At 40.6% G+C, this 14,535-nt stretch carries 9 protein-coding genes and 3 tRNA genes; 6 read left to right on the top strand and 6 right to left on the bottom strand.

The features are described from left to right. Positions 1-7 precede the first annotated feature (7 nt). On the bottom strand, positions 8-928 hold the full coding sequence (gene asd / locus ABLA85_RS02435) for an archaetidylserine decarboxylase (protein WP_367961039.1): 921 nt from the start codon (positions 926-928) through the stop codon (positions 8-10). A 142-nt stretch (positions 929-1,070) separates the two neighbouring features. After that, positions 1,071-2,141, bottom strand: a complete 1,071-nt coding sequence (gene rsgA, locus ABLA85_RS02440) for a small ribosomal subunit biogenesis GTPase RsgA (protein WP_367961041.1) — start codon at positions 2,139-2,141, stop codon at positions 1,071-1,073. 110 nt (positions 2,142-2,251) lie between these two features. Between rsgA and orn the strand changes: the two genes are divergently transcribed. From orn to ABLA85_RS02460, 4 genes are all read left to right on the top strand, one after another. After that, on the top strand, positions 2,252-2,797 hold the full coding sequence (orn, locus tag ABLA85_RS02445; protein WP_367961043.1) for an oligoribonuclease: 546 nt from the start codon (positions 2,252-2,254) through the stop codon (positions 2,795-2,797). A gap of 201 nt (positions 2,798-2,998) precedes the next feature. After that, a tRNA-Gly gene (locus tag ABLA85_RS02450) sits at positions 2,999-3,074 on the top strand. A gap of 362 nt (positions 3,075-3,436) precedes the next feature. Next, a tRNA-Gly gene (locus ABLA85_RS02455) sits at positions 3,437-3,511 on the top strand. Positions 3,512-3,821: 310 nt separating this feature from the next. Then, positions 3,822-5,255 carry an NAD(P)/FAD-dependent oxidoreductase gene (locus ABLA85_RS02460; RefSeq protein WP_367961045.1) on the top strand — a complete coding sequence of 478 codons (1,434 nt, stop codon included), beginning with the start codon at positions 3,822-3,824 and terminating at the stop codon, positions 5,253-5,255. 46 nt (positions 5,256-5,301) lie between these two features. On the opposite strand, the gene ABLA85_RS02465 is transcribed toward ABLA85_RS02460, so the two are convergent. After that, a complete protein-coding gene (locus tag ABLA85_RS02465; protein ID WP_367961047.1) occupies positions 5,302-8,694 on the bottom strand; it encodes an indolepyruvate ferredoxin oxidoreductase family protein in 3,393 nt (1,130 codons plus the stop codon). A 259-nt stretch (positions 8,695-8,953) separates the two neighbouring features. Between ABLA85_RS02465 and ABLA85_RS02470 the strand changes: the two genes are divergently transcribed. Beyond that, positions 8,954-9,029, top strand: a tRNA-Gly gene (locus ABLA85_RS02470). Positions 9,030-9,075: 46 nt separating this feature from the next. Here the strand turns inward: ABLA85_RS02470 and ABLA85_RS02475 are convergent. The 3 genes from ABLA85_RS02475 to ABLA85_RS02485 all read right to left on the bottom strand — a co-directional run bounded on the left by ABLA85_RS02475 (position 9,076) and on the right by ABLA85_RS02485 (position 12,252). After that, entirely contained in the window at positions 9,076-9,987 is a 912-nt protein-coding gene (locus ABLA85_RS02475; RefSeq protein WP_367961048.1) for an AEC family transporter, read from the bottom strand. A gap of 42 nt (positions 9,988-10,029) precedes the next feature. Next, positions 10,030-10,938, bottom strand: coding sequence for a DMT family transporter (locus ABLA85_RS02480; protein ID WP_367961049.1), 909 nt, complete (start codon positions 10,936-10,938; stop codon positions 10,030-10,032). Between the two features lie 498 nt (positions 10,939-11,436). Then, complete coding sequence (locus ABLA85_RS02485) at positions 11,437-12,252, bottom strand: hypothetical protein (RefSeq protein ID WP_367961051.1); 816 nt, start codon at positions 12,250-12,252, stop codon at positions 11,437-11,439. Positions 12,253-12,701: 449 nt separating this feature from the next. Here ABLA85_RS02485 and ABLA85_RS02490 point away from each other — a divergent pair, with 449 nt between their 5' ends. After that, complete coding sequence (locus tag ABLA85_RS02490; RefSeq protein WP_367961053.1) at positions 12,702-14,135, top strand: 4-hydroxyphenylacetate 3-hydroxylase family protein; 1,434 nt, start codon at positions 12,702-12,704, stop codon at positions 14,133-14,135. Positions 14,136-14,535 lie beyond the last annotated feature (400 nt).

Genomic DNA, 14,535 nt, shown 5'->3' on the forward strand with positions numbered 1-14,535 from the left:
GTAATAATTAACTAGCGTTATTTTGATTCATGGAAACATCAGCGTGCTCAGTTTGTTCTCCCTCTTTGGTGATAGTTTGTGCCAGTAAGCCACCCACTTGGGTCTGTGAACCACTGTATAAATTATTAGCAAACTGAATCTGATTAGGAGTAAACAAATTGATTACGGTTGAACCAAGTTTGAAACGACCCATTTCTTCTCCTTTTTTGAGGGAAACGGCACCTTCTCCTTCTGCCGGATAAGTCCAGCGTTTGATAATGCCTTCACGTGGAGGTGTTACACAGCCACTCCAGACAGTTTCTATGCTACCTACAATAGTTGCACCAACCAAAATTTGTACCATTGGACCGAAGGCAGTATCAAACAGGCAGATAACCCGCTCATTGCGTGCAAACAGATTAGGAACATTTGCAGCAGTCAATGGATTGACAGAAAACAGATCTCCCGGAACATAAATCATCTCTTTCAGTACGCCGTCACATGGCATATGGACACGGTGGTAATCTTTTGGTGACAAGTAAATCGTGACAAACTGACCATTGCGGAATTGCTCGGCAAGCTGGTATTGACCAGCCAACAATGCTTCTACAGTGTAGTAGTGGCCTTTTGCCTGAATAATTTGTTCTTCTCGGATAGCTCCTAACTGGCTGATAGTGCCGTCTGCGGGAAGAGCCAGTTGATGAGTTTCATTGACGATAGGGCGAATACCCTCTTTTAATGAGCGAACAAAAAACTCATTGAATGTTGAATAAGCTTTAAAAGAAGACTCTTGGGCTTCATTCATATTGACTTTATAAACTTTGGCAAAAACCTGAATGGCAAGTTGTGTTAACCAACCCGCCTTTTTATTCGCAAACCAACCTGCTAAGTGAGTAATACATTGCTTTGGCAGTAAATATTGTAGTCTGATTTTAATATTGTCTAGCACATTAACCTCTTGGATTTTTTATACCCGTCTTTCTAATTCGCAGTCTGAATCTATGGGGTATATAGGTAAATTGGGCAAAAGTCAGCTATTGTACCTGCCCTTATGTTGAATGTCAGGGCAACGTTTTGCTAATTATTGTGTCTCATTTTTGAGCATCAGTGAAATTTTTGCGTGGCTTTACCTGAACCATACTTTCCAGTATGCGGTGGTAATTTTCAAAACGCTCTTCCGCGATAGACCCTAGTTCCAGAGCTTCCCGTAAAGCGCAGCCGGGATCATCCCGATGCTTACAATCACGGAATTTACACCCACCAAGATAATCACGGAATTCAATGAAACCTTGTGCTACCTGTTCTGGTGTCAGGTGCCATAACCCGAATTCCCGGACTCCGGGGGAGTCGATGACATCTCCTCCCTGTGGAAAATGATAGAGGCGTGCTGTTGTTGTAGTATGTTGACCAAGGCCGGAATTATCCGAGACTTCATTGACCAGAATCTCTTTTTCGCTGTCCGGGAGCAGTGTGTTAAGCAGGCTGGATTTCCCGACCCCGGATTGACCAGCGAAGATACTGATTTTATCAGCCAGTAAGTTAATCAGCTCTGGTATACCTTCTTCTGTATAGCTGGAAACTTCCAGTACCCGATAGCCGATATGACGGTAAATATCCATGACACTGTTGACCCATTCCCGACTTTTTTCATCCAATAGATCAATTTTATTGAGCACAATCAAAGGTTCAATATTGAGTGTTTCACACGCAACCAGATAGCGATCGATAATATTCAGTGAGAGTTCAGGCAATATGGCAGAAACAATCACAATTTGGTTGATATTGGCTGCAATGGGTTTAATGCCATCGTAATAATCGGGGCGGGTGAGGACGGAAGAGCGTTCATGTACCGCTTCGACAATCCCATTGATCTTCACATCAGACTGGCGTTGTAATGCGGGTCGCCATACGACACGGTCACCGGTTACCAGTGAACGGATCGTCCTGCGGATATTACAGCGTTGTATGGAGCCGTCTGCGGCTTCAATGTCGGCATGTTGGCCGAATCGACTGATAACCAGCCCTTCTTGTGGCTCACCAAGCTGGCTGTCATCCAGTTCTGGTTTTTGGGAATTAGTCCTGTTGAGCGGCTGTTTCAGCCTGCGCTGGTGATTGACCTGCACACGGCGTTGCTGCCCTTTGGAGAGTTTACTTTTAGCCACCGAACCTCACTTATTTCATCTATCTTACTGATTATCGCTGTGGGTGATCAAAAACGTTATGATACACCTCTGATACAGATTACCTGTTTTGAAGGAACCTAGGATATATCATGTCAAAAAGTGAGAACAATCTTATCTGGATAGATTTAGAGATGACGGGCTTAGATCCAGAGCGTGATCGCATAATTGAAATTGCGACGATCGTTACCGATTCAGAGCTGAATATTCTCGCGGAGGGGCCAGTGATCGCAGTCCATCAGTCAGATGAACAACTGGCGCTGATGGATGACTGGAACGTTCGAACGCATACTGCCAGCGGATTAGTGGAACGTGTAAAGCAGAGTTCATTTGATGAGGTTGAAGCTGAAAAAGCAACGATTGCTTTTCTGGAGCAATGGGTGCCGGCAGGAAAATCACCTATCTGTGGTAACAGCATAGGTCAAGATCGCCGCTTCTTGTTCCGTTATATGCCTGAACTGGAAAAATATTTTCACTATCGTTATTTGGATGTGAGTACGCTTAAAGAGCTGGCGCGTCGTTGGAAACCTGAATTGCTGGCTGGATTAAGTAAGAAAAATTCCCATCAGGCATTGGATGATATCCGGGATTCAATTGCTGAACTGGTTTATTACCGCGAGCATTTTATCCAGAAGTAAAAGGCGAGCCGATACAAGGATTGATTGTACATAAATTTATCTCTGAGTTGATGGTTAAGCGGATAATTTGATGGTTTAACCATCAATCAGAGAAAAAATGCAAATTTTTATGTTTTGGGGGCTTGCCAGCAGAAGAATTCTTCGTATAATGCGCTCCCCGTACCGATGAAGAATTTCGCAAGTACGGCACATCAAAATTAAGCGGGAATAGCTCAGTTGGTAGAGCACAACCTTGCCAAGGTTGGGGTCGCGAGTTCGAGTCTCGTTTCCCGCTCCAAATCTTATAATTTCGATTCCACTTATATAAACCCCACAACGGCAGCTTTCTTCTCAAGCTAAAAAAATTTTCTGAAGAGTATTTCTCTTGTTGCTTTTGTTTAAGACGATGCGAGAACAAGAAGTTGATCAGCAGATGTAAGATTGAACGTTATCGCTCTTAAGGGGGATAATAATATCAACCGTGTCAGTTAGTGTGTATTTTGAGCATTTGATATCGTATTCTAGGTAAAATACTTGCCATCTTTACCAAACCAATCCATAATAGCGCCCATCTTAATGCCAGCTAACATAAAATCTTTTAACAATCAATTTGTTATAAGTTAGACATGTGATGTTAGGAAATCATAAGGCATTATTCATGCGGGAATAGCTCAGTTGGTAGAGCACAACCTTGCCAAGGTTGGGGTCGCGAGTTCGAGTCTCGTTTCCGCTCCAAATTTAGGACGGTGGATTTTATAATAGTCTGCAAGTCATGGAAAAGCGCCGAAAGGCGCTTTTTTTGTAATTTCAGCCTGGCCAATCCTTAAGGATTGATGTTGACCGATATTCGCTCCCTCTGCTAAGTTAAATCCAACTTGGTATAATCACCTATAGAAATAAATATTGCTAAAACTCTCCAAGCCGAGAATAAGCGTATTATTTTATAGAAATGTTTTCCATACACAGTTTTCTGCACAGCTTCTCCAACCTGTCCCTAGTCCTTTTTCAGGGATATTTATCCATAAAATTAAGAGGATAGTACAGAATGAACTATGATGTCATTGTTGTAGGATCTGGTGCTATTGCAGGCTCGCTTGCTTATGAACTTATCAGTCGCCGATTGAAAGTATGCAGGGTGGGAAGTCTTGTTCGTAGTAATGCTGCGTCAAGAGCTGCAGGAGCAATGAATGGTTGTTTTGGTGAGGTAACAAGTGGTCTTATTGCGAGTGACTATGGGAAATTGAAACTCAAAATGGATCGTGTCGCGAAAGATCGCTGGTCAACCTGGGCACAGCGTTTGGCTGCTTCTTCAGGGGATACTCGTCCTTTGTTTACAGCAAAAGGGACGCATGTCATTCTCAATACCGCAGGTATGGCCGAAGTTGATAGTGTTAACTATGATGCTATAGAGTGCACGCTTCGTGAGTACAACGAACCTTATGAAGTTGTTGATCCCGAATTGATTAAGGGAATGAAAGCGAACAACTTAATGAGATCACTTAAAGGGCTTTATATTTCAGAGGAACATGCCCTTAACTCCCATATATTGCTTGAAATGTTGGATTCTGCCTTTTTCAAGGAGGGTGGAGAGATCGTCGATAACAATGTTAAGCGTATTCTCACAGAAAACGGTGTTGTAACTGGTGTTGAAACGGTTGATGGCAGGCGTCTTACCGCAGACAAAGTGATTATCGCGGCAGGCGTACAGTCGCTTGATATATTATCAGACCAATCCTCTATCGTGCAGAAAATTCCCCCACTCTTTTCAGGCTATGGAGTGTCTGTTTTACTCAAACTTAAAAACGCTGATGCACTACCAACCTCGGTTATTCGTACTCCGAATCGTGCATTTGCTTGTGGTCTGCATTGTGTGCCGCGTGGTGATGGTATTCTTTATGTTGGTGCAACCAACCTTGTGAAAAACCAACCTCATATGTATGGGTCAATTGCCACTGTCCAGTTCCTTCTGGAGTGCGCTTACAATCAGATAAACGTTGATTTGTATGAGTCAGAGATAATTGCCATTCAGGTCGGTAATCGGCCTGTCTCCGCAGATGGTTTTCCATTGATTGGTGAGTGTGGCATTAACGGGGTATGGCTTGTGACTGGCACTTACCGGGACGGTCTGCACCAATCCCCGCTTTTGGCTGACTATGTTGCAAATGAGATAATGGGATTACCGAATCAGGAGATTGATTTAAAAGACTTTACCCCGATTCGGCCACCTTTAATTGGGTTTGAGCGGGATACGATTGTTTTGGAAGCGGCAAAACAAACGGTAGCGATGGGTTATGAAAATATGTGGAATATCAAACCAGGATGGGAACGCGCCATCAACGAAGGTTTACTCTGTGAGTATCGGGCACAGGCTGAATTGATCGATAAAACCTTTACACCCCCTCCTGAATTAATTGCATTCTCTTGCCATGAAGAGCAGATAACACGGCGATTACGTGCTTACTACAATTGTTGGAAATAATAAAACTGTTGGACATCACGGTTATTAGTGATGTCCATGTGTATCTTTATATTGTTTTTTCCAGCTCTTTTAGCAAAACTGCCTTGCGTGCCCGCATATTTTTTATCGCTTTTTGTTTCACATGGCCGAAACCTCGTACCTGATCAGGCAGAGTTGCAATTTGTTGACAAATTGCCAGGTTATTGCGATCCAATTTTTCCATCAGAAAATCGATGAGTTGCTCATATTCGAGTAGTAAACTTCTTTCCTGTTTGCGCTCTTCTTGATAGCCGAAAATATCAAAAATTGTACCGCGAAATAGTTTACATGCTGCAAGAAAGTGAAAAACAGGAATGATCCATGCGCCATACTCTTGTTTTCCTCGCTCACCTGTTCGGGGATCTTTGCGATTGAAAAAAGGAAGGCTCAGATGAAAGCGGATCTTACCTGCGTTATCAAATTGTGAATAAAGTTTATCAAAGAACCCTGTTTTGACGTAGAGACGGGCAACTTCATATTCATCTTTATACGCCATTAGTTTGAACAAATTTTCAGCAATAGACTTGGTCAGGTCTTCTGCATCAATTTGTTGAGTAATTTGTTGGACTTGTGCAACACGGCTCAAATAGCGGAGTGCATATTTTTCATTCTGGTAATCAACCAGAAGTCTATATCTATGCAAAATAAGATCATCCAACGTCTCGATAGTCTGTTTAGGTTTAACATGCAGAAAATTATTCAGAAGTTCGGGCTGTTCGGCAGCAATGCGGCCGAGATGGAAGGCTCGTTGTGCATTATTTGCAATGTTATCTGTTGGATGGGACATTTTCTGAATGGCGCTCTCTATAGAGGATAGTTTGATGGGGATCTGACCAAGTTGCCAGGCATAACCAATTAAGACGATATTAGTTTGATTTCTGTCACCAACCAAATCTGCGGCAATTTGCTCTGTGTCAACAGATCGCAGTGTCCGGCAATGTTGATGGAGAGTATCCAGCATTTTGGTATGATCCAATTTCAGCATGGGATTTCTCAGCATAGTGCCGATTTGCGTCTTGTGGGTATTAAGTATGCAGTTGGTTCCTGTTTTCGACATCACTTCCAATGAGTTTTGCCCCGTTGCAGCAACTAAATCAGCCGCAAGGACGAGATTGGCGCGTCCCCGATCAATTCTGACCTGATGCAGTTTATTGATATCCCGGCTGAATCGAATATGAGAGATTGCTTCTCCGCCTTTTTGGGCAAAACCAGTAAAATCAAGCAAGCTGACGGCGTAGTTTTCTATTTCGGCAGCGACACCAAGCAGGTGGCCGGCGGTGATAATACCAGTACCACCTACACCAACGAATAAGATTTCATAAGGAATGTCTGTGGAATTTAAGATTGGTTGAGGGAGTTTATTCACTAGCTTATCAAGCTCTTTCTGTGGCAATATCTTGCTGGTGTCTTGGCGAGGTTCTGCGTTTTCTATGGTGATAAAGCTAGGACAAAAACCTTTCAGACAGGATAGATCTGAATTACAAACATGCTGATCTATCGCGCGTCTAGTGCCCAGGGATGTCTCGGTTGGGACCACTGCAAGGCAATTGGATTGTATCTGGCAATCGCCACATCCTTCACAGACGAACTCGTTAATCACTGCTCGTCTTGTTGCTTTCGGTACTAATCCTCTTTTTCTCTTACGTCGTAATTCTGTTGCACAGGTTTGATCATAAATAATGACCGTCACCCCATCAGTGTCTCGAAAGCGTTTCTGTATATCTTCAAGATAATCCCGTTGATAAGCATTCACTTTGGCAGGAAGGCTATTTTTACCTTTATATTTATCAGGTTCATCAGTCACAATTGCGACATATTTCACACCTTCAGCCAGCATCAAAGACGCGATCTGCGGTATGGTAATATTTCCATCCAGTGGTTGCCCGCCTGTCATTGCTACTGCCTCATTAAACAGCAGTTTATAAGTAATGTGGCTTCCCGCAGCGACTGCCTGACGAATAGCTAAATGCCCGGAATGGAAGTAAGTACCATCCCCCAGATTTTGAAAGACATGAGAACGATTAATAAAGCGGGAATGGCCTACCCAATCGGCACCTTCGGCTCCCATTGGTGTTAGGCCATAACCTGTATCGCGATCCATCCATGCGGCCATGATATGACACCCAATGCCGATTTGAGCCTGGCTGCCTTCGGGTAAACGGGTCGAAGTGCTGTGAGGACAGCCCGCACAGAAATAGGGAGTACGTTTGGGAAGCGTAATATCGTGCAATGCAGTTTGGGTTGACCATTCCAAAGGAAGAGAGAGAAATAAATTGAATTTCTTCAGCCATCCTGCAAGCAGAGGAGCAAGTTGTGAAGGACGTAGCTCTGTGTCTGTGGGCACAAATTTTTGGCCAAGATGATTATGCTTACCTATCAGGTTGATATGTTGTGGCAAATTAATGAGATGCCGTGCGAGTAAGATTTCGACTACAGCGTTTTTTTCTTCAATGATAAAAATATCAGTAACCTGTGATGCGATCTCGCTGAGAAGTGGGGATAAAGGATAAACCAGACGTACATGAACAAAAGCAATACCGTGTTTTGCTAATTCAGAAGGAGGTAAGCCTCCGACACGCAGGGCTTCTAAAACATCCCGATGGGCTTTGCCGACAGTAACTAATAAAGCTCGTGGATGTGAACATGGAGCAATGAGTTGATCAATTGGATTAAGTTTGGCGAAGTCTTGAACTGCTTTAAGTTTATAAGCTAAACGCTGTTCTATTTGAGGGCTAGGGAGGTCAGGCCAACGCCAATGAAGCCCACCTGGGCCGGGATCAACTTGAGGTATTGCATATTCAGGAAAAGGTTTACGCTCCCTGATGGCACAACTTTCCACGACTTCACTGATTGCTTTAAAGCCAATCCAAGCCCCGCTTAACCGGGATGCAGCCCAACCCCATAATCCCACATCATGATAATCAGAAACGGAGGCCGGATGTAAGATTGGCATGCTCCATGCCATCAAAGCGAGATCAGATTGGTGAGACATGGAAGAAGACACACAACCATGGTCATCACCAAGGATAACCAGTACACCGCCATTGGGGGAAGAGCCATAGGCATTACCATGCCTGAGCGCATCTCCGGAACGGTCTACTCCCGGCCCTTTGCCGTACCACATGCCAAAAACGCCAGTGACATTGCGATCAGGGTCAGATTCAACTTTTTGAGTACCATAAATCGCAGCAGCCGCAAGATCTTCATTGATTGCGGGCTGAAAATGAATATTGGCTTGAGCCAGCTTTTTACTGTTCTGCCATAATGTCTGATCTAAACGGGCTAATGGTGAGCCCCGATATCCTGAAACAAATCCTGCTGTATTAAGATTACGACTTCTATCTAGCTCAGCCTGAGCCAGGAGAAGCTCGATAAGAGCATCGGTGCCAGTAACAAATTTAGGTGGATAATATTGAGTCATAGGTTCGGGCCTTACTGAAGGGCAATCACCGTGTAAGATACGACTAAAAAATGGTTCTAATCTATTTCCAGCAAATTATTCCGACAAGTACAAATCTTATTAGGGGGGTAGTTGTATATATAATGTTAAATTTTAAATCCCCCTTCCCTTATCAAATTGCCGCCTTGTTGGATGTCTTTTAAGCGTTCAGTCTTGATGTGCGAGTAAATAGCTTGCCATCTTTATTGAAGGCGTTCATAATGGCGTCCGTTCTTGAGATGCGGGAATAGCTCAGTTGGTAGAGCACAACCTTGCCAAGGTTGGGGTCGCGAGTTCGAGTCTCGTTTCCCGCTCCAAATCACATATCCTTTCTTTAGTCGTTCTCACTTAATTTTTTCTCACTTAGTTTAATTCTAAACTTAATATAATAGGCAACGTAATAACAGCAGTAATTGTTTGTAGCGTGATGATCGCTGACATCAATTGGCTGTCCCCATTTAGCTGACGGGTTAAGATATAGGCCGTTGGTGCTGTCGGTATTGCGAAAAACAGGATCAGTAAATTGAGTTCTAATATATTGAGATGAAAAAGAAAACCAATAATCCCGGCAATTAATGGCATTAATAATAATCTTGATAGGCTATTGATAATAATCGAATTTTTATCAGATCTTAGCGTTGATGGTTGTAAGGATGCACCGATACAAATCAATCCCAATGGAAGACTTGCACTTGCCAGAATTTTTAAAAATTGCCCTGAACCGTAAGGTAAGCCAATTTTGGTCAGGTTGAATGATATGCCGATGAAACAAGCTATGATCAAGGGATTTTTAATGATAACCATCACGAATTGTTTAATAGATAAAGCTTTTTTGTTTGGTGTTAATGCTAAAATAGAAATTGCATTGCAAAGGGGCACTAAGATGGTGAGTATCAGTGAAGCAACAGCAATCCCATGCGTACCAAATATATCTATTGTGATAGCTAATCCGAGATAAGTGTTGAAACGTAATATCCCTTGCACATAAACACCAAAACGTTGGGTTGGCCATTGGAATAAATATCTTAAAAAAATTAATATAACATAGCCAATACTAATTACAGTGAGAATTGCCCAAACTAACCGTGATAATTGTGGGTTATCCAAAGAAGCGGTAGCCAGACTATTTATTAATAATGCAGGAAAGAGTAAGAAGTAATTGAGTTTTTCTGCTCCCTGCCAAAACAAAGTACTAAACATTGCATTACGTTTTAGAATAAATCCTAATAATATCAGGGCAAATAATGGACAGAGAATGATGAAGATCTGATTCATATATTTTATTATCTTAAATAATAGATTATTCTGCCATAGGGATTATTTTTTTATCTCTTTATTGGTCATCACAATACCTGTGATAATAAAAATACCACCAATAAATATAGATATAGTGAACTTTTCTTGTAAAAATAACACGCCGCCTAATATCGCAGTTAAGGGATTTAATGCGATAAATACCCCCGCTCTTGTGGCACCAATTTTACCAATGCCATCATAATATAAAACATAAGCGATAGCTGAGCCTATGACTCCCAAATAAATCAGGCTGATTAAATCATTCATTGATAAAGAAACGAAAGCTGATGGCGTCATATCATTTGTAACTAAAGCTGTTATTGTCAACATCACGGCTCCGGCAATGACTGAGTAAGCGACAGTATGTAATGCTCCAATTTCATTGACTGTTTTCTTATCAAAAATACTGTAAATTACCCAACTAATTACACATCCTAATATAGAAATATCACCGATTAGATTTCCTTTCGTATTCAATAAAGTTGATAAATTATTTACAATAATAACAATGCCTGCACCAAATAAACAACATGCAATGCCAATGATTTTTATGGCAGACATTTTTTCTCTAAATAGGAAATAAGAGACAGTGGCTATCACTGCCGGATTTATTGCAACAATAAGAGACGCTCTTGACGCATCAATATACTTCAATCCATAAAAAAAACAGATGTTATAAACAAAAATACCAAAGAAGCCTAGCATCGCTATATTTGCCATTTGTGCTTTATTGACTCTGATAAACCCTTTTTTAGAAAAAGCAATAATTATTATTAACACGAATGCTGCAAGAATAAACCTAACAGTGGCTAATAATAACGAACTGGTATCAGATGAAATAAACCTTCCGGCAATAAATGTTCCACCCCATATAACTGAAACAATAATGAGCTTAATGTAGCTTGAGTAATCATTCGATTTTTTGTTCATTTTTATTATCGCCTTGTAATATTTTCCAGTTCCAACATTTTAGTAAGGAAATGGTAATAACATACTGTTTTTACTATTTTTATTAGCTACATCATGGTATCTTAGTCGATGAGTTCAGCTTTTCTTTATACTAGCAATGCCATCATAAAATACAAAGCAAGAAAGTTGTATTGATCTCAGAAATTTCTTGAGGCGGCTGTAAAATTAATGAGAAGCGACTTTTACTATTAGTTTTAAATTAATGTAATTACTTATCTCAGCCATATAGTTAACTATATGGCTGAGATGAAGAAAGTCCTCGCTATGAAGTGATACGAAACTTATTGGGTATATATTTCTGGCGTTGTCAGATCATTTGGTATTTTGTTTTTATTTTTCTCAGATAGCCCTAACTTAGATTTAGAATCAGATAGTATTTCATTGATAATACTTCGTTGAATACGGCTTCCGCCCATAAATTGATAGTTAATTGGCCCATTTAAAATTAAAACGACTTTATCATAATTTTCTTGGCTGTAATTTTTTATTGATACCGAATACTAAAGCTGCATGGAAATCATTGAAAAAATAAAAACCAAGTTCTCCCTTATTGTTCCATGATTCGAAAAGTAAATTTGAGTGTCTTTGTATGTGCTGATCATTTTTCCCATATATGAATTTCATCTTGAATAATAAAGAAGTCGCGTCTAAATCTTCAAGCCCATTGTTATCATTTTTATGACGAATCAGATGGTATATATTCACTGCCTGATCGATTTCATTCATCTCCATAAGAAACATAGCGTAATGCCAGAATAGATGAATTCTCATGCCGTAATTATCTTGCCATTTATCTTTCAGGGTGTCCATCCAGTATTTTCCTTCATTAAAGTGTTTTTTGTCATAAAAATAATGGCAAATGGCATGAATGGCATAAATATCAAGATTGTTTATTTTTAATGAGATAGATGCACTTTCATAAGATTCATCATGGTATTTGTTTTCGTTTAGAATGAATGCTTTAATACCCTGGAAATAGCTGTAAAATTCATCGTTAATATCCCAGTGTTTATTAACCAGATTGAGCGTTTCAAGCATAGTTTCGGTCATGCCATTATTGAACTCAATCATATGACATATGTAAAAACTGAATATATCTTTAGGTTTTTTTAGTAAACATTTATAAAAATAATTTCTGGCCTGATAATAATTATTCTTAATTAAAGAAATTATTCCTGAGTTGATGAGTTCAGCACGTTCATCTGATTCTTTTTCACTTATCAGTATTAATGTATCAAGAAGTGCTTTAGCTTGCTCATATTTGCTTTTTTTCATTGAAAATGAGTTATCTCACAATAAGATATTCGTAATGAGCTAGAGTAATATTTTATATTCTTGAATAATAAATATGATGGAGGGTGAATTTATATAATAAATAAAACCGTGTTATAAGATTATAATACCCATTGATTAAGATAATTTGCTTGTTATTCATTATTATGATGACATCGTAATTTGATATCGCTTTTCTGGTTAATCCACATGAATATATTTCATTGCCTTGAAAAGTATATTCTTTTTTTGTGCTGGAAAGGGTAATCACGACCAGTATCGGTGCGGCTAATAGGCTGTTGTTTTCTGCGATATTTTAATGAGATGTATCGTAGTCATATTATTCCCAATTGAGGACAATTATCCTTGTATATTGGATCTCCAGTGCTGAATAAAAAGATTTCTTTTCTTGACCTTTAAAAATCGTCGTTATCGATAGGAGCATAGAAAAGATGGTAAGAACCGGAAAGCAATATATGGAGGATTTACGTGATGGACGCACTATTTTTATCAATGGCGAAAAGATCACAGATCATGTGGATCATCCGGCGTTCAGGAATGCGATTAAGTCTGTAGCAAATTTGTATGATTATAAAATTCAGCATGCGGATAAGATGACTTTCACAACAGAAGCTGGCGAGCAGATGAGTTTATACTGGCAATTGCCTTCTACCCCTGAACAGCTAATTGCGCGCGGTTATGCAGCATATGAATGGGCTAAGCAGACGGTAGGTTGGCTTGGCAGAAGCCCCGATTACACGTCATCGGCACTAGCCGGAATGCTGACACATATTGAGTTATTCGAATCTTACTCTCAAGAACGCGCTGATGCTTTGCGAAATTATTTTGCCTATGCGAGTAAGAATGATCTTTATCTGGCTTATGCCCTGATTAACCCGCAGGGTGACCGTTCAAAGACACCCAGTGGACATGATAAGAATATCTATCATGCCCTTGGTGTAGTGGAAAAGAATGCCGAGGGCATTATTGTCCGAGGTACTAAAATGCTTGCTACGGGCGCTGTATTGGCTGATGAAGTATTGGTCGGTACTGTTAAGCCGCCGAAAAAAGATGTTGATGAACGCTATGCGCTCTCTTTTGCTATGCCACTCAATACGAAAGGCATAAAAATTATATCCAGGCGCTCCTACGAGTTTGGTACTCATCCCACAGATTATCCATTGTCATCCCGGTTTGATGAAAATGATTCAATGCTCTATTTCGATGATGTTCTGGTGCCTTGGGAAAGAGTGTTTATCTTTGAAGATATTGAGATGTGCACTCAGCAGATAGAGTCAACGGCTACGGAAATCTTGATGGATATCCAAAGCCTGGCCCGTTATGCAGTAAAATTGCACTTTTTAGCGGGATTAGCGCAGGCAATGGCTGAAACCAATGATGTCTGCGAATATCCTGCTGTGAAGGAATCACTCGCACAGCTCGCCTGCTATGCCATGAATATTGAAGGGTTGTTTAAGAGTGTGCTTCATTGCCCAAAAATTCATAATGGATTCTGCTTGCCTGATAAGACCATGCTTTATACGTATCGGGTGATCTCGCAGTCAATGTATCCAAATGTATTGGAGACAATCAGAAAACTGGCGGGGGGAAGCGTTTTGATGTTGCCATCAAGTGCGGCTGATTTAGAGGATGATGAAATTTTAAGTGTTATTGAAAAAACACAGTATTCATCTATTGCTTCACCTATCGAAAAGGTCAGGTTGATGAAGTTGGTGTGGGATGCGGTAGGTTCAGAGTGTGCTTCAAGACACCATCAGTATGAACTGTTTTATGCCGGAGCGCCTTATCAAACGTTGGGGCGTCTTTACAGTCAATACGACTGGGAGTCATCAAGGGAACTGGTTGAAAGGATAAAAACGCTTTAATTTTTACCTTGCTGTGATGTTCATCCTGTCGTCACGTTAAATTTGCCGGATAATAATGAGTGGTAATAGTTGATAATGAAATAGTCGGTAAGAAAAAAGTGCTAGCATTGGGTGTTGGCACTTCTTATTCCGTATCAATTAACTTGTCAGAGTCCGGCCAAAAATAATTTATTGATAAAGCGCTTGCCATCCTGCTTCAACAAGTCCATAATGCCGCCTCATTTTTGGGTAGGCAGAGGAAAATTTCTCCAGTAGCGTCTAGAATGAGAGAGTGGATTCCGTCTTTAACTGCCAATACCTAATACTTTTCTAACGAAGTGCAATCTCTATTTTTTATCCACAGTATTTAACGTAACTACCCTATTGAGTTGCTCGGTATTGCTTTGACTGTTACACAGAG

Origin of the sequence: Xenorhabdus sp. SGI246 (assembly GCF_040838225.1) — a bacterium.
Taxonomy (GTDB): Bacteria; Pseudomonadota; Gammaproteobacteria; order Enterobacterales; family Enterobacteriaceae; genus Xenorhabdus; species Xenorhabdus indica.

Excerpts from the sequence above, each read along its gene's own strand:
- orn (WP_367961043.1), top strand. The coding sequence starts at position 2,252 with ATGTCAAAAAGTGAGAACAATCTTATCTGGATAGATTTAGAGATGACG.
- ABLA85_RS02460 (WP_367961045.1), top strand. The coding sequence starts at position 3,822 with ATGAACTATGATGTCATTGTTGTAGGATCTGGTGCTATTGCAGGCTCG.
- ABLA85_RS02465 (WP_367961047.1), bottom strand. The coding sequence starts at position 8,694 with ATGACTCAATATTATCCACCTAAATTTGTTACTGGCACCGATGCTCTT.
- ABLA85_RS02475 (WP_367961048.1), bottom strand. The coding sequence starts at position 9,987 with ATGAATCAGATCTTCATCATTCTCTGTCCATTATTTGCCCTGATATTA.
- ABLA85_RS02480 (WP_367961049.1), bottom strand. The coding sequence starts at position 10,938 with ATGAACAAAAAATCGAATGATTACTCAAGCTACATTAAGCTCATTATT.
- ABLA85_RS02485 (WP_367961051.1), bottom strand. The coding sequence starts at position 12,252 with ATGAAAAAAAGCAAATATGAGCAAGCTAAAGCACTTCTTGATACATTA.
- ABLA85_RS02490 (WP_367961053.1), top strand. The coding sequence starts at position 12,702 with ATGGTAAGAACCGGAAAGCAATATATGGAGGATTTACGTGATGGACGC.